This window comes from Streptomonospora wellingtoniae (genome assembly GCF_031845375.1).
Classification (GTDB): domain Bacteria; phylum Actinomycetota; class Actinomycetes; order Streptosporangiales; family Streptosporangiaceae; genus Streptomonospora; species Streptomonospora wellingtoniae.
In genome coordinates, this window is record NZ_JAVREK010000010.1 from 154488 (window position 1) to 178500 (window position 24013).

Genomic DNA, 24013 nt, shown 5'->3' on the forward strand with positions numbered 1-24013 from the left:
CGTCTCAGGATTCTCCGACGCGGAGACCGTCCGCGCCGAAGCGGTGAAGCCGCCTGGTCGGCCCACAGACGTGGACCGTGTCGACCGTGCGGCAAATCCACGCTAACAGGGCGGAAATCCCCTATGCGACCTGCGATCGCTGCGATTTCCGTGTGGCATGCCACAGCCCGGCCGCGGCGCCGCGCCCCGCCGTGCGATACGGCCGCGGGGGCGGGGCGGGGGCGGCGGGTCCGCCGCCTCCGTCGTCCACAGGCGGGGGTCCTTCCTGGCACCGGCCCCGGTGGCTCGCTAGGTTGGCGAGCGTGCCTGATATCGATGCTGACTTCCTCGCCCTGCCGATGCGGCGGCTCGCCGACGCCGCACTGCAGCGGGCCCGCGACCTGGGCGCCGAGCACGCCGACTTCCGACTGGAGCGGATCCGTGGCCGCTACCTCACACTCACCGACGCCGAGCTCGACAGCGAGTACGACAGCGACACGCTCGGCTTCGCCGTCCGTGTCGTGCACGACGGCGTATGGGGCTTCGCCGCCTCCACCGAGCTGAGCCCCGACTCGGCGGCCGCCGTCGCCGAGCGCGCCGTCACGGTCGCCGCGGTCTCGGCCGCGGCGAGCACCGAGCGCATCGAGCTCGCGCCCGAGCCCGCCCACCCCGACGCCGCCTGGGTGTCCTCCTACGAGGTCGACCCCTTCGCGGTCGGGCCGCGCGAGCAGACCGCGACTCTGGCGGGCTGGAGCCGCCGCCTGCTCGACGACAGCCGCGTCGACCACGTCGACGCCTCGGTGCTGGCGGTCAAGGAGCAGAAGTTCTACGCCGACACCGCAGGCACGACCACCACCCAGCAGCGGGTGCGGATCGCCCCCGAGGCCGAGGTATTCGCCACCCGCGGCGGCGTGCTCGACAGCATGCGCACCATCGCGCCGCCGGCCGGGCGCGGCTGGGAGTACCTCGCCCAGGTCGAGCCCCAGCTCGACCGGCTCCCCGACCTGCTCGCCGAGAAGCTGGCGGCGCCCAGCGTCGAGCCCGGCGACTACGACCTGGTCGTCCACCCCTCGAACCTGTGGCTGACCATCCACGAGTCCATCGGCCACGCCACTGAGCTCGACCGGGCGCTGGGCTACGAGGCCGCCTACGCCGGGACCTCGTTCGCCACGCCCGACCTGCTGGGCGGTCTGCGCTACGGCTCCGACATCATGAACGTGACCGGCGACCGCAACGTCGAACACGGCCTGGCCACCATCGGCTACGACGACGAGGGCGTGGCCACCACGTCCTTCGACCTGGTGCGCGACGGCGTCCTGGTCGGCTACCAGCGCGACCGCCGCATCTCCCGCCTCCAGGGCTACCCCTCCTCCAACGGCTGCGCCCACGCCGACTCCCCCGCCACGATGCCCATCCAGCGCATGGCCAACGTCTCGCTGGCGGCCGACCCGCGCGGGCCGTCCACCGACGGGCTGATCGACGGTGTCGAGCGCGGCATCTACATCGTCGGCGACAAGAGCTGGTCCATCGACATGCAGCGCTACAACTTCCAGTTCACCGGCCAGCGGTTCTACCGGATCGAGAACGGCCGGATCACCGGGATGCTGCGCGACGTGGCCTACCAGGCCACCACGACCGACTTCTGGGGTGCGATGCGCGCGCTCGGCGGTCCGCAGACCTACGAGCTCGGAGGATCGTTCATGTGCGGCAAGGGCCAGCCCGGCCAGATCGCCGCGGTCAGCCACGGCTGCCCCGCGGCGGTCTTCTCCGGCATCCGCGTCCTCAACACAGTGCAGGAGGCAGGGAAGTGAGCGGGATGACTCCCCAGGCGGTGGTGGAGCGCGCGCTGGAGCTGGCGCGCGCGGACGGCTGCATGGTGCTGGTCGAGGACAGTGCGAGAGCCAACCTGCGCTGGGCCGGGAATTCGCTGACCACGAACGGCGCCACCAGATCGCGCACGGTCACGGTGATCGCTCTGGCCTCCTCGGGCCGGGGGGTGTCGATCGGGGCCCGCACCCGCACCGGAGGGGCCGAGGACGACCTGGAGGGCCTGGTGCGCGCGGCCGAGGAGGCCGCCGGCCAGGCGCTGCCGGCCGAGGACGCCGCGCCGCTCGTGGAGCCGGGGCGGGCCCGGGTGCCCGAGGCCGCCGACTGGGACGCGCCGGTGCCCACCACCGACATCTCGGTGTTCTCCGGGTTGGCGCCCGGGTTGGGCCGGGCCTTCGAGCGCGGTTCGGCGGCCGGTCGCCGGCTCTACGGCTACGCCGAGCACACCGTCGACTCCGTCTTCTTCGGCAGCTCCACCGGGGTGCGGCTGCGCCACGACCAGCCCTCGGGCACCGTCGAGCTGAACGCCAAGACGGGTTCGTCCTTCTCCGCCGCCGACGGCGGCCACTCGGCGTGGGCGGGCCGTGCCACGCGCGACTTCACCGACGTCGACGCGGCCGAACTGGAGGACGAGGTGGAGCGGCGGGTGCGCTGGGCCCGGCGCCGGGTCGACCTTCCGGCAGGGCGCTACGAGACCCTGATGCCGCCCAGCGCGGTCGCCGACATGATGTTCTTCCTGTACTCGGCGGCCACCGCACGCGACGCCGCCGAAGGGCGCACCGTGTTCTCCGGCGGCGAGGGCGGCGGCGCCACCCGGATCGGCGACCGGCTCGCCGGTATGCCGCTGTCCCTGCTCAGCGACCCCGCCTATGCGGGACTGGAGTGCAGTCCGTTCATAGCGGCGCCGGCGGCTGGGCGGCGCGTGACCGCCTTCGACAACGGGCTGCCGCTGACCCGCACGGAGTGGATCTCCGACGGCAAGCTTGCGGCCCTGCCCCAGACCCGTCGCTCGGCGGAGCTGACGGGGCTGCCGCTGACCCCGCACATCGACAACCTGGTGCTGGAGGCCGGCGGCGGTACGGCGAGCCTGGAGGAGATGGTCGCCCAGACCGAGCGGGGCCTGCTGCTGACGTGCCTGTGGTACGTGCGCCAGGTGGACCCGCAGACCCTTCTGCTGACGGGCTTGACGCGCGACGGCGTCTACCTGGTCGAGGACGGCGAGGTCACCGGAGCGGTGAACAACTTCCGGTTCAACGAGTCGCCGGTGTCCCTGCTCGACCGCGCCGCCCAGGCCGGAGCCACCGTCCCCGCCCTGGGGCGCGAGGTCGGCGACAGCTTCCCCCGCACGGCCATGCCGCCGCTGCGGATCCCCGACTTCAACATGTCGACGGTCAGCCAGGCGTCGTAACCGCCGCCCGGTGCGGTCCGCGTCCGCCTGCGCGCCCGTGGACCGCACCGGTTCGGCCGCCCCGGCCCCCTCCTCCGGCAGCGAGCGGTGCAGGGCCGGGCGGGAGGGCAGGCGTGCTCGCCGCGGTGCTACTCGTCGAGGCGGAATCCGACCTTCATGCCGACCTGGAAGTGCGCGATGGCGCCGTCCTCCAGGTGGCCGCGGATCTCGGTGACCTCGAACCAGTCGAGCTGGCGCAGGGTCGCGGACGCGCGTTCGATGCCGTTGCGGACGGCCTGCTCCAAGCCGTCGGGCGAGGTGCCGACGATCTCGCTCACGCGGTAGGTGTTGTGCGACATGGGCACTGCCTCCTCCTGGGACGTCTCCCGACACACTCTCCGCCGCCCGCGCCGCGGGCAACGGGGCACGCGGACCGCGCTGACCGCTTGACGCGCGAACAACCGGCGCGTTGCCCGGCCTTGGGAATGCACTGCGTGACACATGTGAACCATGCCTGATTGTTCACGTTTCGGGCGCGGGACTGCCGGGGCGCTGGACTTTCCCGAGATCACGTCGTAACTAAGTCTTGACGTACACAGGGGATGTGCGGTGTACATTGGGATCCAGCGCTTCGGTCCCCCGTCGGAGCGCTGACGCGGTGTTTCGAGCCCCCGTCGGAACACCGGTTGCGACGTCGGGTGGTTTGCCCCCGTAGCCACCCGACGTCGCTTTTTCATGCCTGTTTGCCGGTACTTTGCGTAGCGGCCGGCCGTCGAGCGAACGTGGAGCGCACCAGGTGACCGAAGGCGGAGCCGCGCCCGAGGACGAGGCGCCGCACTGCTCGCGCAAGGGCTGCCGCGCCCCCGCCGAGTGGGTGCTCGTGTGGAACAACCCCAAGGTGCACACCCCCGAGCGCCGCAAGACCTGGGTGGCCTGCGACGAGCACCGCGCCTACCTGGCCGAGTTCCTGAACGTGCGCGGGTTCCTGCTGGAGACCGTGCCCGTCGCCGACTTCTCCGGCTAGCGCCGCGGACGGCCGGACCCGCGCGCCGCGCCCGCTGCGCTCAGCGCCACCCGTCGCCGTCGACGAGGCCCCGGCCGGACGCACGGGCGCGGGCCAGTTCCTCCGGCGTGTCGCAGTCGAAGGCCGCGCGCGCCGCGGCGGCCGCGACCCGGCGCGGCTCCAGCGGTCCCAGCAGGCCGCGCAGCGAGCGTCCCGTGTAATCGGCGAGGGCGCCGCGCACTGCGTCGGTGCGCCACACGCCCAGCAGCCACTGCACGCGCCCTTGGGCGTCGACGAGCACCGCGCCGCTGCGACCGCTGGCCTCGCGCCGCAGCGCACCGACGTCGTCGGCCGTGAGGAACGGAAGGTCCCCTGCCAGCAGCGCGAAGCTCGGGAGCGCGACCTCGTGCAGGCCGGCGCGCAGCGCGGGCACCGGTCCGGCGCCCGGCGGATCCTCACGCACGTAGCGGGCGGCGGGGCGCTCCCGGGGCGGGCCGACGACGACCACGCGCTCGGCGCCGACCGCGGCGGCGGCCACACGCTCGACCAGGCTCACACCGCCGACGTCCAGGCCGGGCTTGTCGCCGCCACCCATCCGCCGCGCAGCACCTCCCGCCAGGATCACGGCGTCGAACGGCGCAGGCTCACTCATGGCGTCCCCTCCCCGGCCCCATACCTCCACCCCAGCATGCCACCCGCCCCGCCGCCGAGGCCTGGAGCGGGCCCGGCGGAAAGGCGCCCGGCTATCCCTTCACGCACACGACCTGGCGCAGGCGGGCGGCCACCTCGACGAGGTCGGTCTGGGCGTCGATGACGGCGCTGATGTCCTTGTAGGCGGCCGGGATCTCGTCCGAGAAACGGCTGCGGGGATCGGTCGGGACCGTGGAAACGGACCCTCCCACCCACAGAGGTGGGGATGGAGAGGCCCCCCGAGCCACCCAGCGCAGGCCCGGCACCAGTTCCCACGGTGCCGGGCCTTTCGCGTTCACCCCAGAGCCCGAACCCGCTCCTCCAGTCCCCGCACCCCAGGCGTCTCCTGACCACTCAGGTCAGCCACCAGCGTCCGCAGACGCGCGCGTGTGGTCTCCCGCATCCTTTCCGGCGGCACCGCGTCCAGAACCTCATCAGCAGCCGTGCACGCGGCACCCGAATCGTGCCGGGCCGCGTGAGTCCGCGCGAGAACAGCGGTCGCCGCCGACCACCCCGGCGACCCCGTGCGCTTCAGCCCAGCCGACGCCTCCGCATGCCGGGCCGCCCCCGCCGGGTCCCCAGCCACCAGAGCCTCAGCCACATGTAGCTCGAACTCCGCACGGTCGAACCCGAACCGGCCCGGCTGCTCCTCCCCCTGGTCCATGTGCCGCCGCGCCGACGCAACCGCCCTCGCGAGCACGTCCGCGTTTCCCATAGCCGCCAACGGCCGCAGCCGGCACCACGCCACCACCTGGGCACGCCGCAGTGCCGTGTCCGCGTAGGGTTCCGCTTGGTCGGCCAGCTCCAACGCCTCCGCATACCGGTGCTGGCTTGTGGCCACCATGGACTGGGCGCCGAGCGCCCACCCCGCCAGATGCGGTTCGCCGACCTGGGCGCCGATGCGTGCGGCCGTACCGAGGTGGATGAGGGCGCCCGTCGCGTCCCCGGTGTGGTGGGTGAGGTTCCCGAGCATTGCGGAGAGCCACCCCAGCACACGGCGGGTGTCCGAGTCCTGGTGGGTGATGAGCAGGCCCCGGCACCGGGCAACCTCGGACGCGAGCACCCGAGGCGGGTAGTCGCTGTAATGCTGGTTGTAGTACCCCAACGCGCGTTCGGCCAGGTCACCCGTCCCCGAACCAGGTCCGTGTAGCGCGATGCTGTCAGCGACAGCGGAGAGATCGGGGTGCTCGGCGGGCATCGGGGGCTCCTGTCGCGGCTGCGGTATCCGGTGACCGTACCAACCGGGTACCCGCGTGGGCAGGGAGACACCCAGACGGGACGGATCAACCCGGTACACGCGCGCCAGGGCGGCCACGTACTCCCACCCGGGGCGGGCCTGGCCGTGCTCCCACCGGCACAGCATCGCCGTGGTCAACCCCGGCGGCGCCAACCCGTCCGACCGGTACACCTCCCCCACCGCGTCCACCACACTCGGCCGCGACCACCCATACGCCAACCGCCACGCCTCCAACTGGGTGATGGGCAGGTCCCGGGTGATCTGCGCGGCGATCGCGTGCACAGGGGCGCCGTGGCGCTGCTGGTCAGCGCGGATACGGGCGGCGCCGCGGGCGAGCTGGGCGCGGGTGGCTCGGGTGGGGTTCACGCGCGTCTCCCAGAAAGAGGGCCGGGAAGCCTGGGTGTACCCGCCCGGTAACGCCGCAACATTGCCGCCTTAGTCAATGTGTGCTCACCCGACGCGCATTGTCGCGCACATGCTGCGGAGCGTTCTCTGTAACCAGCCCGGCAGGGACCGCCCCCGCCGGGAGGAAGGAGCCACCGACCATGACGGCAACCGTGGAAACTCCGACCACCACCCGCGACCCCCGCGCCTTCGTCACCCCCCAGGTGTGGGACCGCCAGATCCAGCTGCTCACCCGCGACCACCCTTGGGACACGGTGATGGCCGGCCGGTGCTTCGGCCAGGCGGTGGCCTACCTGATCACCGCCATGGAGAAGCACGGCCAGCACCTCGGGCTCGGGTGCGGGCCGCTGATCGACATCGCTGTGCACGGGTTCATCCTCGACACCGTGAACTACCGCGAGTTCTGCCAGCTCCACTTCGGCGGCTTCCTGGAGCACGTCCCCGAGATCGATTTCAAGTACGACGGGTCGGTCATGAAGACCGCTCAGATCATCGAGGGCAACGGATTCCAGGTGGACTGGCCGCTGTGGGAACGCGACGGCGCCAAGTGCACCCCCTGCTACCACGGGTCCGACTGCCACTGACCCCGCACCCGCGACGCCCCGGCACCCCAACGGTGCCGGGGCGCCTGCCGTGTTCTCCTGCCCGCTCCGCCCCGACACAGCTACGGTGTGACCCATCCTGATCGTCCGCCACAGGGGCCACACCATGACCGCAGTCACCGACCTCACCACCTACTGGGACCGCTACGCCGGCCAACTCCCCACCCCGCCACGAGAGGACGCGCTCAAAGACGCGCTGCGGTGGTGCCAATACCCCGACCACGGCCCCGGCCCGGAACTCCTCGGAGAGCCCGCCACGACCCTGGAGCTGGGGTGCGGGCGGGGAGATGCTGTCGCAGCACTCGCGACCACTGGGGTCGACGCGACCGGGGTGGACCTGTCCGCTGAACACGTGCGCGCCGCACACGAGTGGTGGGGGGACCTGCCCAACGCCCGGTTCGTGCACGCCGACGTTGTCGACTACCTGTCCACCACACGGGGACGGTGGGAAGCGGCGTACTCGATCTGGGGAGCGGTGTGGTTCACCGACCCCGACGTGCTGCTGCCGCTCGTCCGCGAGCGCCTCGTGCCGGGCGGCCGGCTCACCTTCGCCCAAGCCCCCGCTGTACCCGGCGCCTACGGCGTGCAGGGCATCTACGCCACCGGATTCCGCGGCCGGAAGGTGTGGGTGTACCGGTGGGCCTACGAACCCGAGACGTGGGAGGAGATCCTGACCCGACACGGGTTCACCGGGGCACGGGCATGGGTGGAGCCCGCACCGGAGCCCGACCATGTGGGGACACTGATCGTGCGGGCGTCGGCGTAAGACCGGCATCCCTCCAACGGGATTGCGTAGACCCCGACATACGGACCAGCTATACTCACCCGCGGGAATTGAGCACAGAAGGCCCCAGGTAACCACCTGGGGCCTTCCTGTTGCGTCCCCTAGAGGCGACCGTCCTTCACATCAGCCAGGAACTCCTGCCACGCATCCGCCGGGAACTCCAGGTGCCCCAAATGGCGGTGCTGAGTGTCGCGGACGGCCGAGCCTCCCACCAGGTCGGCGATCTCGACACAATTGGACCCGTTCGGCTGGCTATAAGAGGACTTGCGGAACTGGGAATCGGGAATCGAGCTGTGCATCATGGTTCCTAGTCGATCATGTGGCGTAGGCGGTCTATGGTCTCCCCCGGCTTCAACGCCGCGAGGCGCAGCCGGTTGAACAGGGCACGGTAGAACGTGATGTCCTCCGGACGCTCCAGATAGATACCATCCGTCGCTGTCTCCAGGTGCACGATCGTCGGGTCCATCGCGTCTGGAAACTCCGTGATGACGAACGGCCCACCGGTCCCCGGGTTCATCCGATCAGCCCGGGTGATCTGAATGGTAATCGTCTGCTCCTGGGACATCGCCACCAGGTGCTCCACCTGCCCCCGCAGCACGTTCGGCCGGTCCGCGAGCCGCATCAACGCGGTCTCATCGAAGATCGCCCAGAACTCGGGCGGGTCCTCCCGCAGGATCTCCTGCCGCCGCATCCGCGAGTCGACCAGCCGGTCAGCGTCCACCGGGTGGGCCTCGGCTGCCGCCGCCAACTCCCGCACATAGTCCGGGGTTTGCAGCAAGCCGGGGACCAGGATCGGTTCCCACGTGGAGATCTCCGACGCCTCCGCCTCGAACCCGACGTGCTCACCCTTGACCACGTCGCGGTACTTCGCCCGCCAGTCGCGCTCCCTGGCTTGCCGGCAGAAGTCGAGTACTTGTTCGCGTTCGGGGTCCGACACCTGGTAGGCGTCCAGCAGCGCCCGCACCTCGGCGAGCTGGGGGCGTTTCTTGAACCCGGACTCGATGTTCCCGACCGTGGACCTGGCGAGTTCAGTCGACTTGGCGGCGTCGTCCAGGGTCATCCGTGCGGCGAGTCGGAGCCGACGCAGTTCGGCGGACAGGCGGCGCCTGCGGATGGTGGGTGAGTATCTGGTCGCCATGACTCCCCTGTGTGATCGTGCTGCTGGTCCTGATGGTAGGAGCGTGCGGGCGATCCGGACATCTCGGAATCCCGGATAGGGATTTCAATCTTGGATTCCACGATTCACTTGAAACCATGGAATCCATGTTTCAGTATAGGGAGTGCTCAAGTTCCCTGCCGGGCCGTCCCAGCCCGGCGTGACCCCCTGGGGGTTTCTGTTGCCCGATCACTACCGGGGTAGGCACCGGTCCGCCCGGCCCTACCTCGCAGCACGCCCTGAACCCGACACGATCCCGATCCCGGTCGTCACCGACCCGCCGCCGCGCGGCCGCCACCACCGCCCCGACAGGCCCCGCCCCTACGCGGGCGACACCCCGCCCCGGAAGGACACCTGGGCTGATAAGTGCCGCGGGTGCCGACAGCCCGTGAGCCCCACCCGCCCGCACATCTGCCGCGGCGGCACCCGGGTGCCAGCTGCGGACATGCGGGAGCTGGCGGAGCTGACGCAGCGCCTCATCTCTGAGCGGCCGGACCTGGCCCACCCCGTGCGCGAGATGGTTGGGGCCAGGTGATGCCGATGGTGCCCCACCAGCGGGAGTACACCCCGCCCCGACTGGACGATGGGGAGTACGCGAGGTTCGCCGCCCTGTCGCTGGAGCACCGGCGGTGGGCTGTGCGGCACACCGCCGACGCCGAAGGGGAGCTGTTCGAGGCCACCCGCGCCACCCACGCAGAGACCGTCGTGCGCGCCCGTTCCCTGGACGAGTTCGCCCGTCTCCTCGACAGCGCCGAGGGGGTGGACTGACCATGGCCGAAACCGACCGCACCGGGCCTGACGCCGACCTGGAGGACCCAGACGCTGAGGGGCGCATCGAGCGCGAGCGCCAGCGGCGCCGCGGCGCGCCCCAAGCCTGAGGCGCCCGCGCGCCGGGATGCGGGGTCGTGGGGATGGCCCCGGTAGGGCTCCCGGCGCGCGGGTCCACACCTGCGGGGCAAGTCGACGCACCGTGTCCGCCCTGGCCCGAAGGTGCAGGACGCGCCCCTCTGGCGCGGCCTTCCGGGCGCCCCCGCGCCCGTCCGCTGCCCCCTGCCGCCCCCGTGGCGGGGGGCAGCACCAAGAAGACCGCCTCGCCCCTGGTTCGTCACACCCCCGGCCAGGCCCCCGCTCACCCCCACCCGACACGGCGGTTTCTGCTCCTCCGCCCCCTTTTCGAGGAGATTTTTCAGCATGATTGGTGATGTACTGCCCCACCGCCAGCCGGGTCCCGTGGCCCGCGCCATCCGCGCCCACACCATGCGCATCCCGCGGATTGTGCACGTGATCTGGGTCGGAGGGGCGACGTACCCCTACACCGAGAATCTGGCCACGTGGGCGGACCACAACCCGGGCTGGGACGCGTGGCTGTGGACCGACGCGAACCTGCCCAGCATCCGCCTGCATAACCAGGACCTGTACGACGCCCTCAGCCACCTGCACCCGGCGGTGCGCGCGGACTTGCTCCGCCTGGAGCCGCTGAACATGTTCGGCGGCCTCTACTCCGATGCGGACTCGTGCCGGGCGAGGCCGGGGTGAACCTGACCCGCCGCCCGTCTCGGACTGGGGAGCCCCGAACACATCCCATCGATCTTGTAGCTATCGCAAATGGAAATCGTTTTCCTTCACGATGGCTACAAGATCAACGGCGATGTGCCGCCGGGGCCGCCGGGGCCGCCGGTCGGAGCCGGTGTCGGGGCTCTCAACCGCCGATGGCCGACATCGGGCGGGAGGGCTGCAGGAAGCTGGGGTCGTTGATGCCGTGGCCGGGCAGTTTGGTGGCGACGGCGGCGCGCCAGCGTTCGGCGATCTCCTCGTCGGTCGCGCCGCCGCGCAGCAGCGCGCGCAGGTCGGACTCCTCGCGGGCGAACAGGCAGTTGCGGATCTCGCCCTCGGCGGTCAGCCGCACGCGGTCGCAGGCGCCGCAGAACGGGCGGGTGACCGACCCGATCACGCCGACGGTCTCGGGCCCGCCGTCGACGTAGAACAGCTCGGCCGGAGCGCTGCCGCGCGTGTGGTCGTCCGCGGGCTCCAGGCGATAGGCGGCGCTCAGCCGGTCCAGGATCTCGTCGGCGGTGACCATGGTGTCGCGCCGCCAGCCGTGCTGGGCGTCCAGCGGCATCTGCTCGATGAACCGCAGCTGGTAGCCGTGCTCGAGGCAGTAGCGCAGCAGGTCGGGGGCCTCCGCGTCGTTGACGTCGCGCATCAGCACGGTGTTGACCTTGACCGGGGTGAGCCCGGCGGCGGCGGCTCCGGCCATGCCTTCGAGGACGTCGGGCAGCCGCCGGCGGCGGGCGAGCTGTTCGAAGACGTCGGGGCGCAGCGTGTCCAGCGACACGTTGACGCGGTCCAGTCCGGCCTCGGCCAGGGCCGGTGCGGTGCGTGCCAGGCCGATGCCGTTGGTGGTCAGGGCGGTCTGGGGGCGGGGGCGCAGAGCGGTGCTCGCGGCGACGATCCCGGTGAGGCCGCGGCGCAGCAGCGGCTCGCCGCCGGTGAAGCGGACCTCCTCGATGCCCAGCATGGTGACACCGATGCGGATGAGGCGGTTCACCTCGTCGTCGGCGAGTACCTCGTCCTTGGGCAGCCACTCCAGTCCTTCGGGCGGCATGCAGTAGGAGCAGCGCAGGTTGCAGCGGTCGGTGAGCGAGACCCTCAGGTCCGTGGCGACCCTTCCGTAGGAGTCGGCCAGCATGGGGCGTCACCTCTTCCGTCTAGGGTGGCCGTCCGGCCTCGGCGATGCGTTCGCGTCAGCGGTGACGTCACTTAGGTGGTTCCCGGCGCAGCTCCAGCCTAAAAGATGCCTGCTTGGTCGCGTCTGTCGATCACTGAGCCGTTAGCGGCGATTTTTCCGATCAGCGAACATCGTCCTACTTAGAGGCAATACTACTTCGGCGGTCCACGCCTGTATACAATCCTACCAATCGTGTCGCCGCTGGAGGCTTCGCAGATCCCGGCCGGATCGGGCCACGCCGCGCCCGGCTTTGCGCACACCCGCCGCGCGCCCCCGCGCGTAGCGGGACCCGCGCCGGGAACATGTCGTCCATGGAGGTCACTGAAGTACTTCTGCCCGGAGTGGGCATCCGCTACGAGTTCACCACCTCGCGCGGCGCGCGCGTGGGGATGATCGCCCGCCGCACCGGCGACGCCGAACTGCTCGTCTACGGCAGCGGCGATCCCGACACGCCGCGCCACCTGCTGCACCTCAACCGCGACGAGTCCGAGGCCTTCGCCGAGATGCTGGGGGCGCCGCGCGTGGCCGAGCGCTTCGCCGACCTGACCCGCGAGGTCCCCGGCCTGGTCTCGGGCCAGATCGAGATCGGCGAGCGCTCCCCTTACCGGGACCGGACCCTGGGCGACACCCGGGCGCGCACCCGCACCGGCGCGTCGATCGTGGCGATCGTGCGCGGCGACCACGTCATCGCCTCTCCAACGCCCGCCGAGGAGCTGCATACGGGCGACGTCCTGGTCGTGGTGGGCACCGACGAGGGCATCGCGGGCGTCGAGCACATCGTCGGCGCCTCCTAGCAGGCCCCCGACATGGAGATCTCCGTTCCCCTCTTCCTGGAACTGGGCGCCGTGCTGGTGGTGCTCAGCTTGATCTCGGCCGCCGCACGGCGCTACGGCCTCTCCCCGGTCCCGCTGTACCTGCTGGCCGGGCTGGCTCTGGGCGAGGGCGGCCTCGCTCCGGTACCGGCGGCGGGCGACTTCATCGGCACGGGGGCGGCGATCGGCATGGTCCTGCTGCTGTTGCTGCTGGGGCTGGAGTTCTCCCCCGAGGAGTTCTCGCAGAGCCTGCGGCTGCACCTGCCGTCGTCGGTGCTGGACGCGGTGCTCAACGCGCTGCCCGGGGCCGCGGCGGGCTGGCTGCTGGGGCTGGACTGGCGCGGCGTCGTCGCGCTGGCGGGTATCACCTGGATCTCCTCCTCGGGCATCGTCGCGCGGCTGCTCAACGACTTGGGGCGGCTGGGCAACCGCGAGACGCCCTCGGTGCTGTCGGTACTGGTGCTGGAGGACATCGCCATGGCGGTCTACCTGCCGCTGCTGGGTGCGGCGGTGGTCGGCAGCACATGGGGGCGGACCACGTTCACGCTGGCCACGGCACTGCTGGCGGTGGCGGTCGCGCTGTTCGCGTCCCACCGCCTGCACGAGCCGATCAACCGCATCCTCGACACCGGCGACTCCGAGCAGTTCCTGCTGCGCATCCTCGGCCTCACCCTGCTGGTGGCGGGCGCGGCCGAGGCCGCCCACGCCTCGGCCGCGGTCGGCGCGTTCCTGGTGGGGCTCGCACTGAGCGGCCAGCTCGCCCAGCGCACGCGCCTGGCCATGGAACCCCTGCGCGACCTGTTCTCGCTGGTGTTCTTCCTCGCCATCGGGCTGACCATCGACCCGCGCAACCTGGTGCCGATGCTGCCCGCTGCAGCCGCGCTGGCCGCCGTGACCGCGCTGGCGAAGACGGCGGTGGGCTACTACGCGGCCGGCCGCGACGGCGTGGGCCGCCGCGGCCGGCTGCGCGCGGGCACGGTGCTCATCCCGCGCGGCGAGTTCTCCGTGGTCATCGCCGGGCTGGCCGCGGGCGTCGCACCCGGTCTGGTCCCCTTCGCCGCGGCCTACGTGATCATCCTGGCCGTCGCGGGCCCGGTGGTCACCTACCTCGCGGGGACGGTGCGCACCCCCCTCTGGGCGGGCGGGACCCGCAACGGCGCCCAGGCCTGAAGGCCTGCTCCGCGGGCCGCCGGGCCCCTCAGATCCCGGCGTGCGCGAGCAGCGCCGCCGCCGCGTCCTCCGGCGCGTCCTCGGGCAGGAAGTGGCCCGCGTCGGCCACGGTGCGCAGGCGGGCTCCGGGGATGGCGGCGGCGAGGCGCTCGCCGGTCTCCGGCGGCAGCCACGCGTCCTGCCCGCCCCACAGCACCAGCGTGGGAACCGCGACCGAGCCCAGGCGCCGGACCGCTTCGCGGGTGTCCTCATGGCTCACGGCGGCGACCTGGTCGAGCCAGCGCCGCTGCCCGCTCTGACCCGCCCACGGAGCCAGGTAGGCGGCGACGGCCTCCTCGGGCAGCGGCGCCCGGGTGGCGCTGCGCAGGCGCAGGGCCGCCAGGTCGGCGAAGACGTCGGCGGGCATGGTGCGGTAGGCCTCGGCGTGGCGCTGCTGGTGGTCGGTGAAGGGGGTGTTCCACGGGCCCAGCACGGCGGCGTCGACCAGTGCCAGCGCGCTCGCCGGCACACCCTCCACCAGGTGGGCGCGCGCGACCACTCCGCCGCCGATGTCGTGTCCGACCAGGGCGGGCGCCTCCAGGCCCCAGTGCTCCACCAGTTCGGCGAGGACGGCGGCCTGGCGGGCGATCGTGGGCGCGACGCCGGCGGCCGGGTGGGAGTCGCCGAAGCCGAGCATGTCCCACAGGTACACGGTGCGGTGCTCGGCGAGCCGCCGGGCGACGCCGCGCCACAGATAGGACCAGGCCGGCGTGCCGTGCACCAGGACGACGGGCGGGCCCTGTCCGAACACGCCGGCGGCGACGGTGCCGCCGGAGACGGCGATGCGCTCGGGCAGGCCCCAGGCGGCACAGACGGGCGGGTTCGGCACGGGCGCGCCGGTTCCGGCGGGGATGGGCATGGGGGCCTCCGGATGTAATCGGTAAGTCCAACCTTTAGGCGCAACGCTAGCATCAAGTAATACTTCTAAAAACACTTTACACATTACATCCCGCATGGTGCGGCGCCCGCCGCCATCGCCGCTTCGGCCGCCCTCACCGCCCCGCGGGCCGCGGGCCGCGCAACGCGTGCGTGTCGCAGACGCGTACGGGTCGTTAGGCTGCCCGCGACAGCATCGCCCCGGAAGGGTCAGGAGTCGCAGTGGTCGTATCGCGCGAATGGGAACTGCCCGGCGGACGCAGCGGCTCCGAGCGCCTGTACGCGCGGGCGTGGGCGCCGCAGAGCGCCGAGCCCGCGTGGCTGGCGGTGCTGGTGCACGGCTACGGCGAGCACATCGGGCGCTACGAGCACACCGCCGGGGCGCTGTGCGCCGGCGGCGCCGCCGTCTACGGCCTCGACCACCGCGGGCACGGCCGCTCCTCGGGAGAGCGTGTGCTCATCGACGACTTCGACGGCGTGGTCGAGGACGTGCACCGGCTCGTCACCCAGGCCCGCACCGCCTACCGCACGCTGCCACTGGTGCTCGTCGGCCACTCCATGGGCGGCATGATCGCCGCCCGCTACGCCCAGCTGCACCCCGGCGAGGCCGCCGGGCTCGTGCTCTCGGGCCCGGTGCTTGGCCGCTGGACCAGCGCGAGCGAGCTGCTGGCCGCGCCGGAGATCCCCGACGTGCCGCTGGACACCACCACCCTCTCGCGCGACCCGCAGGTCGCCGCCGACTACGCCGCCGACGACCTGGTCTGGCACGGCCCCTTCAAGCGGGAGCTGCTGCAGGCCCTCCACACCGAACTGGCGCGCATCCGCGGGCACGGCCGCCTCAGCGGCACGCCGCTGCTCTGGGTGCACGGCGCCCAGGACAGCCTTGTGCCGATCTCCGACACCCGTGTGGGGATCGCGGAGTTCGCGGGCGAGGACCTGGCCGTGCGGATCTTCCCCGGAGCCCGGCACGAGGTCTTCAACGAGACCAACCGCGACGAGGTGCTGGAGGAGGTCGTGCGCTTCGCCCGGCGGTGCGCGGCCCCGGCTCAGCCGGCGTAGAGGGCGCTGATGGCCTCGGCGTACTTGCGCTGCACCACCCGGCGCTTGATCTTGAGCGAGGGGGTCAGCTCCCCGCCCTCGACCGTCCACTCCTCCGGCAGCAGCCGCCAGCGCCTGACCCGCTGGACGTGCGCCAGCCGGGAGTTGGCGGCCTCGACCGCCCGCTCCACCTCGGCCAGCACCTCGGGGTGGACGGCGAGCACGGCCGGGTCGGTCTCACCGAGCCCCTGCGCGGCCGCCCAGCCCGGCGCCGCCTCGGCGTCCAGCGTCAGCAGCGCCGCCGCGTAGGGGCGCCCGTCGCCGCAGGCCATGGCCTGGCCGATCAGCGGGTGCTCGGTGAGGCGGCTCTCGACGGCGGCCGGCGCGATGTTCTCGCCGCCCGCGGTGACGATCAGCTCCTTCTTGCGGTCGAGCACGTAGACGAATCCGTCGTCGTCCACGGAACCGAGGTCGCCGGTGCGCAGCCAGCCGTCTCCGGCGTAGAGCGCCGCGGTGTCGCCGGGCCGGTTGAGGTAGCCGGCAGTGTTGACGGGGCCGCGCACCAGGATCTCGCCGTCGGGGGCGGTGGCGACCTCGATGCCGTCGCAGGGCCGACCGACGCTGCCGAACTTGTAGGCACCGGGGCGGTTGGCGGTGGCCGGGCCGCAGTTCTCGGTCATGCCGTACACGTCGCGCAGCAGCACACCGAGCCCGCTGAAGAAGCGCAGGGTCTCCTCGGACATCGGTGCGGCCGCCGTCGTGAAGGAGGTGCAGCGGTCCAGTCCGATCAGGGCGCGGATGGGCGCCAGCACGTTCGCGTCGGCCTCGGCGAAGCTCTTCTCCAGCTCGGGGCTGCGGGTGCGCCCGTACTGGCCGGCCTCCAGGTAGGCGCGGGCGGCCTCGGAAGCCTCGGCCATGGCCAGCCGCTGCTCCTCGGGCGCCGCGGCCAGGGCGGCCGCCAGGCGCGACTGCAGCTTCTCCCATACCCGCGGCACGCCGAACAGCGCGTGCGGGCGCACCAGGCCCAGATAGGTGCCCAGCTCGGCGGGGTCGGGGCAGAAGTGCACGTGCCCGGCCGTCTGGATCGGCAGGTACACGCTGAGGACGCGCTCGGCGATGTGGGCCAGCGGCAGGTAGGAGACGGAGGATCCGCCCAGCGGCAGCTCGTTGGCGCGCAGCGTGGTCTCCGCCTGGACCAGCACCTGCCGGTGCGTCTCGGGCACCCCCTTGGGCCTGCCGGTGGTGCCGGAAGTGTAGAGCAGCGTGGCGGTGTCCTGCGGGCCGAGCGCGGCAGTGCGGTCGTGCACGGCCGCCGGATCGGCGGCGTAGCGCTCGCTGCCGATCCGGCGCAGCTCCGCCCAGCTGACGAACGCGGCGCCGCCCGGGCCGGGCTCGGCGGGCACGGCGCCGGGGTCGAGCAGGACGACGGTACGCAGCCGCGGCAGGCGCTCCAGGGCGGGGCGCCACCGCTCCAGCTCCGCGTCACCCTGCAGCACGGCGGCGGCCGCGCCGCAGTCGGCTGCGACGAACTCCACCTGCTCGGGCGGGAAGGTCGCGTAGACGGTGAGCGGAACGCCGCCGGCGTGCACGGCGCCCATGTCGGCGACGAGGTGCTCGGGGCTGTTGGGCAGCATCAGGGCCACCACCTCGCCGGCCGCAGGCCGTACTCGGCCAGGCCCGCCGCCGTCTCCAGCGCGGCCCGCCGGTACTGCGCCCAGGTCAGCGTCTCCCACTCGGCGCCGGTGCCGCCGGCCCCGGCGACGCGCCGCGAGAGCGCCGGGAGGTCCCCGTGCTCGTCGGCCGTTCGGCGCAGCCGGTCCACGAGGGTCGGGCCGGCGATCTGCGCGTCGATCTCCCGCCGCTGCCGGAGGACCTCGGTGTCAGTGTCGGTGCCGCCGCTGGTGTCGCCCATCACGGCCTCCAGATGTGGCGCGGGTCACTCCCACTGCGTTCATCGGACCACGGCCCGAAGGAAGCCGCAAGACCCTCCGGGGCCGAGCTCGCGGTGCGCACACCGCCCGCGGTGCGGGCGATCCCGGTGGCGCGGGTGCGCCCCGGCCGGAGGTCAGCCCAGCAGGCCGCGGTGGGCCCGGCCGGGCCGGTTCGGCGTCTGGGCCCAGGCGCGCGCCAGCCGCTCGACACCCTCGACCAGCACCTCGGGCGGGTGCGCGTAGGACAAGCGCACGCGCCGCTCCAGCGTCCCGTCGGCACCGAACAGGGGCCCGGGCGCAACGTACACGCCCTGCTCCGCAGCGCTCTCGGCCAGCGCGCCGGCCGCGGCGCGGGGCAGTCCCGCCCACAGCACCAGCCCGCCCGATGGGCTGCTGAACTCCCAGTCGGGCAGCCGTTCGCGCAGCGCAACCACGAGGGCGTCGCGGTTTCGGCGCAACTGCCGACTTCGTTCGGCGCGGATGCGCAGCGTGTCGGCGAGCAGGTGGGTGACGGTGAGCTGGTCCAGCAGCGAGCTGGAGAGGTCCAGGCGCTGGCGTGCGGTGGTCAGGCGCTCGACCATGGGCGGTGTGGTGCGCACCCAGCCGATGCGGAGTCCGCCCCAGAAGGCCTTGGCGGCCGAGCCGACGGTGAACACCCGCCCGTCCGTGTCGTGGGCGGCCAGCGGCGCGGGCAGGTCGCCGGAGTCGATCGCCAGTTCGGCAACGCCCTCGTCCACGATGAGGGCGCTGCCGGCGCGGCGGGCCTCGGCGGCCACGGCGGCGCGCTCGTCGTCGTCCATCAGCACGCCGGTGGGGTTCTGGAAGTCCGGGATGAGATAAGCGGCCGCGGGTCTGATACGGCGGAACGCGTCGAGCACGTGGTCCATGTCCCAGCCGGCGGGGGTGACGCCGACCGTGCGCACGCGCGCCTCCAGCCGGCGCGCGGCGTCCAGGGCGTGGGGGTAGGTGGGCGACTCGACCAGCAGGCTGTCGCCGGGCTCGGTGAGGATGTCCATCAGCAGCGCGACGGCGTGCATGGCGCCGCTGGTGACGAAGATCTGCTCGGGGTCGGTGGGCAGGCCGCGCTCGACGTAGCGCCGCGCGACGGCGTGGCGCAGCTCGGGCAGCCCGCGGACGTTGTAGCCGATGCCGCCGACGTGCACGGCCAACTGGTCCACCGCCAGGCGGGCGGCCTGCTGGATGCCGTCGACGGCCGAGGGCGCGGCCACACCCAGGTCGATCCGGTCGGTGCGGGGCAGCAGCACGCCGGGCGCCGAGCCTCCGTCGGGCAGGACGGTCCAGCTGCCCGCGCCCTGCCGGCTGTCCAGGAACCCGTTCTCGCGCAGCCAGGTGTAGGCGGCGGTGACCGTGTTGCGGCTGACGCCCAGGGCCGCGGCGAGGTCCCGCTCCGCCGGCAGCCGGGTGAAGGTGGGCACCCGGCCGTCCAGCACGAGCCCGCTGACCGCCCGGCCCAGGGCGCGGTAGTAGGGCCGGCCCTCGGCCTCGGGACCGACCAGCCGGGCGAGGAGATGGCCGTTGATCCGCCGCTCACCAACCACAAGGGTGCCACTTTCCGAAATTGGCGCTGTTTTTCCCGCATTTCGCGGAGCCAACATAGCCCCTGCGGCCCATCCGCCGCGCTCTCCCACTCGGAAAGGCACCGACGTGTCCCCTGCCTCGCGGCCGGCCAGGATCGCCCGCAGCGTCCTCCTCCACCCGCTGCTGCCGCCGCCCCGGCCGCGCCGCCTGGCGCAGCTCTACGCCGGGCTGTGCGCCTTCGGTCTGGGCTGCGCGCTGCTGATCAGTTCCCGCCTGGGCGCGATGCCCTGGGACGTGCTGCACCAGGGCCTGGCCCGGCACACCGGCCTGTCCGTGGGCGCATGCAGCATCCTGACCGCCGGCGCGGTGATGCTGCTGTGGGCGCCGCTGCGCCAGCGGGCGGGACTGGGCACCGTCAGCAACGCCGTGGTGGTAGGGCTGGCGGTGGACGCTTCGCTGTGGCTGCTGCCGGAGGTCGAGGGCCTTGCGGTGCGCTGGGGCGTGCTGGTGGCCGGCGTCCTGCTGACCGGCCTGGCCACCGGAGCCTACATCGGCGCCCGGCTCGGCCCGGGCCCGCGCGACGGGCTGATGGTCGGGCTGGCCGCGCGTACCCCGCTGTCGGTGCGCACCGCCCGCACGGCCATCGAGGTCGCCGTGGTGGTTGCCGGCGCCCTGCTCGGCGGCACGGTGGGGGTGGGCACACTGCTGTTCGCGGTCGCCATCGGGCCGCTGGCCCAGCGCGCGCTGCCGCTGCTGAGCATCGCCGGGCCGGAGCCGGCCGAGGCCGGAACCGGCCGGGGCCGAAGCCGCTGACCGGCCGGTCCGAGCGACCCGGGCCGCCCCTGCCCCCGTCGCCCCCGCCCCCGCGCGGCTCCCGCCGAGCGCGGAATCGGCCGCCCGGAAATCGGATCCGGACCGGGATTCCAGCGACGCTCCCCATGCCGCAGCGATCACGTCGAAATAACGGATCCTCAGTCGCAAACCCCCGGCTGCGCACGGACGCGGCAAAAGAAACCACCCGCTCCCGCGCCCGCACAACCCCGTTCTTCGCCGGGGGCTTCCCGAACGCCTCGCGCGGGTATCTGCTAGAGCACATTTAGTCCGCCTTCCACCTGGGAAAGCGCTTCAGCCGGTAGCGTGACCGAAGCGGGCGACGCGGCCCGCGCAGCCGACCGGCCCACCGCGACTCCGGACTCCGGCGCGGATACCGTCGCCGTGGCACGCACACGCGCCGCTCTCGCGTGTCCGCGGGGCGGTTCGGAGTTGGATACGGTACGTCCGCGTAGAGGTGATCTTGGTTGAGAAGGGGGTGAGCCGCGTGTCCGGCTGGATTGAGGATTACGCGCTGATCGGCGACATGCAGACCGCAGCTCTTGTGGGGCGCGACGGCTCCGTGGACTGGCTCTGCCTGCCCCACTTCGACTCCCCCGCCTGCTTCTCCGCGCTCCTGGGCGACGAGCAGAACGGCAACTGGTGGATGCGGCCCGCCAACGGCGAGCCCCGCGCCGCACGGCGCCGCTACCGCCCTGAGACGCTGGTCCTCGAATCCGAGTGGGACACCCCCGAGGGCTCGGTGCGCGTCATCGACTTCATGCCCCCGCGCGGCGGCGCCCCCCACATCGTCCGCATCGTCGAGGGCCTGGCCGGCACCGTGCGGATGCAGACCGCCCTGCGCCTGCGCTTCGACTACGGCAACGTCGTCCCGTGGATCCACCGCAGCGGCACCGAACTGGTGGCCATCGCCGGACCCGACTCGGTGTGGATGAGCTCCCCCGTCCCGCTGGAGGGCCACAACTTCCTGCACGACGCCACCTTCACCGTCAGCGCCGGACAGCGCGTCCCCTTCGTCCTGACCTGGCACCCCTCCCAGGTCGAGGAGTCCGACCACCTCGACGCCGAGAAGGCCCTTTCGCGCACCGAGCGGTTCTGGCGCAACTGGGTGGACCAGTGCACCTACGAGGGCGAGTACCGCGACGCCGTCGTCCGCTCGCTGATCACCCTCAAGGCGCTGACCTACCGCCCCAGCGGCGGCATCGTCGCCGCGCCCACGACCTCCCTGCCCGAGGACGTCGGCGGGGTGCGCAACTGGGACTACCGCTACTGCTGGCTGCGCGACGCCACCATCACCCTGGAGGCGCTCATCCGCAGCGGCTACACCGACGAGGCGCAGGCCTGGCGGGAGTGGCTGGTGCGCGCGGTGGCCGGCGAGCCCCAGCACATGCAGATCATGTACGGCGTGCGCGGCGAGCGCCGGCTGTCGGAGTGGGAGGCCGACTGGCTGCCGGGCTACGAGGACTCCCGCCCGGTGCGCATCGGCAACGCCGCCGTGGGCCAGTACCAGCTCGACGTGTACGGCGAGGTCATGGACGTGCTGCACCTGGCACGGCGCAGCGGCCTGCAGGGCGGCGAGCACGTGTGGGGCCTCCAGCGCTCGCTGGTCAACTACCTGGAGTGGTGCTGGGACGAGCCCGACGAGGGGTTGTGGGAGGTCCGCGGGCCCCGCCAGCACTTCGTGCACTCCAAGGTGATGGCGTGGGTGGCCGCCGACCGCGCCGTGCGCATGATCGAGGACTTCGGCAAGGAGGGGCCCATCGAGCGCTGGAAGGCGCTGCGCGACACCATCCACGCTGAGGTCTGCGAGTACGGCTACGACGCCCGCCGCAACACCTTCACCCAGTACTACGGAAGCCGGGAGCTCGACGCCGCTCTGCTGCTGATGCCCGAGGTCGGGTTCCTTCCCTACAGCGACCCCCGAATCGTCGGCACGATCGAGGCCATCCGCGACGACCTGATGATCGACGGCTTCGTGATGCGCTACCGCACCGACCGCGAGGAAGCCGCCGACCACCTGCCCGGCGACGAGGGCGCGTTCCTGGCGTGCAGCTTCTGGATGGCCAACGCGCTGCTGTCCATCGGCCGCGAGAAGGAGGCCCGCGAGCTGTTCGACCGCCTGCTGGGGCTGCGCAACGACGTCGGGCTGCTGGCCGAGGAGTGGGACGCCTCCAGCGGCCGCCAGGTGGGCAACTTCCCGCAGGCCTTCAGCCACGTTCCGCTGGTCACCACCGCGCTGAACCTCTCCCACCAGAACGGGCACCGGCGGGGCTGAGCGCCGGCGTTCCGCCTCCGCGCGGCCGCCGGCGCCCCTTCAAGGGGGAGGACGGCGCCCGCTGCGGGTAGCTGTCGGCCATGGACGGATTCGCGGAGAACCTGCAGGGGCAGGGTCCGGCGCAGCTGATCGCCCTGGCCGTCGCGCTCGTGCTGTGCACGCTCATCGGCCTGGAGCGCGAGCTGCGGCAGAAGAACGCGGGCCTGCGCACACACACCCTGGTGGGCGTCGGCGCGGCCTTGTTCATGGTGGTCAGCAAGTACGCGTTCTTCGACGTGATCAACGGCGAAACCATCACGCTCGACCCCTCGCGCGTGGCTGCGCAGATCGCCTCGGGCATCGGGTTCATCGGCGCCGGCGTCATCTTCGTCCGCCAGGACATCGTCCGGGGGCTGACCACGGCCGCCACGATCTGGGTCGCCGCCGCTGTGGGGACGGCGGCCGGAGCGGGACTGTGGCTGGTGGCCGCGGCGGTGACGGCCGCCCACTACCTGGTGGCCCTGGGCTATCCCCCGCTGCTGCGGATGATCACCCGCCGCCGCCCGCAGACCGCCCCCATCCGGGTGTCCTACCAGGACGGCCGCGGCGCGCTGCGCACCATCCTGGCCGACGTCACCGCGCGCGGGTTCTCCGTGCAGGAGGTCGAGACCCGGCGCACGGAGGGCGGCGGCCCGCGCGAGACGGTGATCGAACTGGTCCTGCACGTCCGCGGCGGCGGCAGGGGCGCGCAGACGCAGGATCTCGCCGCAGCGCTCGCCGAAACCCCGGGGGTGGTCTCCGTGCGCGTGGGGGAGCCGACCAGCGAGGAGTGAGCGGAGGGCCCCGACTGGGGCGGCACGGCCATGCCGCACCCTCCGCCCGCCCGCCCGCACGGCCCGCTGCGCCGGGCAGACGTGCATTCGCGAGCGGGCACCGGCCGTCACCGCCGGCCGCTAGGGTGCTGCCATGCCAGGACGACCCTTGAACGAAGTGATGGACGACGGCTGGGCCCGGGCGCTCGCACCGGTGGAGGACCGGATCTCGGGGATGGGCGAGTTCCTCCGCCAGGAGGTCGCTGCGGGCCGCACCTACCTGCCCGCGGGCGAGAACGTGCTGCGCGCCTTCCAGCAACCCTTCGAGGACGTGCGGGTCCTCGTCGTCGGCCAGGACCCCTACCCCACCCCCGGCCACGCGGTGGGGCTGAGCTTCTCCGTCGCGCCCGACTGCAAGCTCCCCGGCAGCCTGCGCAACATCTTCCGGGAGTACAGCGACGACCTCGCCCTGCCGATGCCCTCCACCGGCGACCTCTCCGCCTGGACCAAGCAGGGCGTCCTGCTGCTCAACAGGGCGCTGACCGTCGCTCCGGGCCGGCCCGCCGCACACCGCGGCAAGGGCTGGGAGGAGGTCACGGACCAGGCCATCCGCGCCCTGGCCGAGCGCGGCACCCCGCTGGTGGGCATCCTGTGGGGCCGCGACGCCCGCAACCTGCGCCCGCTGATGCCGGGCGTGCCCTGCGTCGAGTCCACCCACCCGAGCCCGATGTCGGCCAAGAACGGCTTCTTCGGCTCCCGGCCGTTCAGCCGCGCGAACAGGCTGCTGGAGGAGCAGGGGGCCGAGCCGGTCGACTGGCGGCTGCAGTAGGGGGCCCGGGAGCGCCGCTCACCCGCCGCTGACGCCGTAGGCGCGACGGAGGCGCGGGCGGCCGGATGCGGCCGTCCGCACCGC

Annotated in this window: 25 protein-coding genes; 14 read left to right on the forward strand and 11 right to left on the reverse strand. The window is 72.7% G+C overall.

All coding sequences use genetic code 11. The features are described from left to right. Window positions 1-302: 302 nt before the first annotated feature. Both RM446_RS11765 and RM446_RS11770 read left to right on the forward strand, forming a co-directional pair. Window positions 303-1790, forward strand: a complete 1488-nt coding sequence (locus RM446_RS11765) for a TldD/PmbA family protein (protein ID WP_311545265.1) — start codon at window positions 303-305, stop codon at window positions 1788-1790. Window positions 1791-1795: 5 nt separating this feature from the next. After that, on the forward strand, window positions 1796-3214 hold the full coding sequence (locus RM446_RS11770; protein WP_311545310.1) for a metallopeptidase TldD-related protein: 1419 nt from the start codon (window positions 1796-1798) through the stop codon (window positions 3212-3214). A 128-nt stretch (window positions 3215-3342) separates the two neighbouring features. Here the strand turns inward: RM446_RS11770 and RM446_RS11775 are convergent, their stop codons facing one another. Beyond that, a complete protein-coding gene (locus RM446_RS11775; protein ID WP_311545266.1) occupies window positions 3343-3552 on the reverse strand; it encodes a dodecin in 210 nt (69 codons plus the stop codon). Window positions 3553-3989: 437 nt separating this feature from the next. Here RM446_RS11775 and RM446_RS11780 point away from each other — a divergent pair, with 437 nt between their 5' ends. Beyond that, window positions 3990-4217, forward strand: a complete 228-nt coding sequence (locus tag RM446_RS11780; protein ID WP_311545267.1) for a hypothetical protein — start codon at window positions 3990-3992, stop codon at window positions 4215-4217. Window positions 4218-4257: 40 nt separating this feature from the next. Here RM446_RS11780 and mobA read toward each other — a convergent pair whose 3' ends face one another. From mobA to RM446_RS11795, 3 genes are all read right to left on the reverse strand, one after another. Next, entirely contained in the window at window positions 4258-4848 is a 591-nt protein-coding gene (gene mobA, locus RM446_RS11785; RefSeq protein WP_311545268.1) for a molybdenum cofactor guanylyltransferase, read from the reverse strand. A 91-nt stretch (window positions 4849-4939) separates the two neighbouring features. Next, window positions 4940-5185: an RtcB family protein gene (locus tag RM446_RS11790; protein WP_311545269.1), complete on the reverse strand. Its 246-nt coding sequence runs from the start codon at window positions 5183-5185 to the stop codon at window positions 4940-4942. Next, window positions 5182-6489 (reverse strand): helix-turn-helix transcriptional regulator, encoded by a 1308-nt coding sequence (locus tag RM446_RS11795; RefSeq protein ID WP_311545270.1) that lies wholly within the window; start codon window positions 6487-6489, stop codon window positions 5182-5184. Before RM446_RS11795 ends, RM446_RS11790 begins: the two co-directional genes overlap by 4 nt. 179 nt (window positions 6490-6668) lie before the next feature. On the opposite strand from RM446_RS11795, the gene RM446_RS11800 reads away from it, so the two are divergent. After that, the gene (locus RM446_RS11800) at window positions 6669-7112 is read left to right on the forward strand and encodes a glycine-rich domain-containing protein (protein ID WP_311545271.1); all 444 of its coding nucleotides are present in this window, start codon (window positions 6669-6671) and stop codon (window positions 7110-7112) included. Between the two features lie 124 nt (window positions 7113-7236). Then, window positions 7237-7896: a class I SAM-dependent methyltransferase gene (locus RM446_RS11805; RefSeq protein WP_311545272.1), complete on the forward strand. Its 660-nt coding sequence runs from the start codon at window positions 7237-7239 to the stop codon at window positions 7894-7896. 119 nt (window positions 7897-8015) lie between these two features. On the opposite strand, the gene RM446_RS11810 is transcribed toward RM446_RS11805, so the two are convergent. Beyond that, entirely contained in the window at window positions 8016-8213 is a 198-nt protein-coding gene (locus RM446_RS11810; RefSeq protein ID WP_311545273.1) for a DUF397 domain-containing protein, read from the reverse strand. 8 nt (window positions 8214-8221) lie between these two features. Next, a complete protein-coding gene (locus RM446_RS11815) occupies window positions 8222-9052 on the reverse strand; it encodes a helix-turn-helix domain-containing protein (RefSeq protein WP_311545274.1) in 831 nt (276 codons plus the stop codon). Between the two features lie 558 nt (window positions 9053-9610). Here RM446_RS11815 and RM446_RS11820 point away from each other — a divergent pair. Both RM446_RS11820 and RM446_RS11825 read left to right on the forward strand, forming a co-directional pair. Beyond that, window positions 9611-9838: a hypothetical protein gene (locus RM446_RS11820; RefSeq protein ID WP_311545275.1), complete on the forward strand. Its 228-nt coding sequence runs from the start codon at window positions 9611-9613 to the stop codon at window positions 9836-9838. Window positions 9839-10261: 423 nt separating this feature from the next. Beyond that, a complete protein-coding gene (locus tag RM446_RS11825; protein ID WP_311545276.1) occupies window positions 10262-10606 on the forward strand; it encodes a glycosyltransferase in 345 nt (114 codons plus the stop codon). Window positions 10607-10769: 163 nt separating this feature from the next. On the opposite strand, the gene moaA is transcribed toward RM446_RS11825, so the two are convergent. Beyond that, the gene (moaA, locus tag RM446_RS11830; protein ID WP_311545277.1) at window positions 10770-11759 is read right to left on the reverse strand and encodes a GTP 3',8-cyclase MoaA; all 990 of its coding nucleotides are present in this window, start codon (window positions 11757-11759) and stop codon (window positions 10770-10772) included. 350 nt (window positions 11760-12109) lie between these two features. On the opposite strand from moaA, the gene RM446_RS11835 reads away from it, so the two are divergent. Together RM446_RS11835 and RM446_RS11840 are read left to right on the forward strand one after the other, a co-directional pair. Continuing rightward, window positions 12110-12592 (forward strand): cation:proton antiporter regulatory subunit, encoded by a 483-nt coding sequence (locus RM446_RS11835; RefSeq protein ID WP_311545278.1) that lies wholly within the window; start codon window positions 12110-12112, stop codon window positions 12590-12592. Between the two features lie 12 nt (window positions 12593-12604). After that, window positions 12605-13780 (forward strand): cation:proton antiporter, encoded by a 1176-nt coding sequence (locus RM446_RS11840; RefSeq protein WP_311545279.1) that lies wholly within the window; start codon window positions 12605-12607, stop codon window positions 13778-13780. Between the two features lie 28 nt (window positions 13781-13808). On the opposite strand, the gene RM446_RS11845 is transcribed toward RM446_RS11840, so the two are convergent. Beyond that, the gene (locus tag RM446_RS11845) at window positions 13809-14678 is read right to left on the reverse strand and encodes an alpha/beta fold hydrolase (RefSeq protein ID WP_311545280.1); all 870 of its coding nucleotides are present in this window, start codon (window positions 14676-14678) and stop codon (window positions 13809-13811) included. 239 nt (window positions 14679-14917) lie between these two features. Here RM446_RS11845 and RM446_RS11850 point away from each other — a divergent pair, with 239 nt between their 5' ends. Continuing rightward, on the forward strand, window positions 14918-15754 hold the full coding sequence (locus tag RM446_RS11850; RefSeq protein WP_311545281.1) for an alpha/beta hydrolase: 837 nt from the start codon (window positions 14918-14920) through the stop codon (window positions 15752-15754). Here the strand turns inward: RM446_RS11850 and RM446_RS11855 are convergent. From RM446_RS11855 to yczR, 3 genes are all read right to left on the reverse strand, one after another. Beyond that, a complete protein-coding gene (locus tag RM446_RS11855; RefSeq protein WP_311545282.1) occupies window positions 15742-17367 on the reverse strand; it encodes an AMP-dependent synthetase/ligase in 1626 nt (541 codons plus the stop codon). The two genes, RM446_RS11850 and RM446_RS11855, sit on opposite strands and share 13 nt — an antisense overlap. Next, window positions 17367-17645: a hypothetical protein gene (locus RM446_RS11860; RefSeq protein WP_311545283.1), complete on the reverse strand. Its 279-nt coding sequence runs from the start codon at window positions 17643-17645 to the stop codon at window positions 17367-17369. The genes RM446_RS11855 and RM446_RS11860 overlap by 1 nt, the downstream gene beginning before the upstream one ends. Before the next feature lie 153 nt (window positions 17646-17798). Continuing rightward, a complete protein-coding gene (yczR, locus tag RM446_RS11865; RefSeq protein ID WP_398695016.1) occupies window positions 17799-19277 on the reverse strand; it encodes a MocR-like transcription factor YczR in 1479 nt (492 codons plus the stop codon). Between the two features lie 52 nt (window positions 19278-19329). Between yczR and yczE the strand changes: the two genes are divergently transcribed. From yczE to RM446_RS11885, 4 genes are all read left to right on the forward strand, one after another. After that, window positions 19330-20016, forward strand: a complete 687-nt coding sequence (gene yczE, locus RM446_RS11870) for a membrane protein YczE (protein ID WP_311545285.1) — start codon at window positions 19330-19332, stop codon at window positions 20014-20016. 505 nt (window positions 20017-20521) lie between these two features. Next, window positions 20522-22309 (forward strand): glycoside hydrolase family 15 protein, encoded by a 1788-nt coding sequence (locus tag RM446_RS11875; RefSeq protein WP_311545286.1) that lies wholly within the window; start codon window positions 20522-20524, stop codon window positions 22307-22309. A gap of 80 nt (window positions 22310-22389) precedes the next feature. Then, complete coding sequence (locus RM446_RS11880) at window positions 22390-23121, forward strand: MgtC/SapB family protein (RefSeq protein ID WP_311545287.1); 732 nt, start codon at window positions 22390-22392, stop codon at window positions 23119-23121. Between the two features lie 133 nt (window positions 23122-23254). Then, entirely contained in the window at window positions 23255-23929 is a 675-nt protein-coding gene (locus RM446_RS11885) for a uracil-DNA glycosylase (RefSeq protein WP_311545288.1), read from the forward strand. Window positions 23930-24013 lie beyond the last annotated feature (84 nt).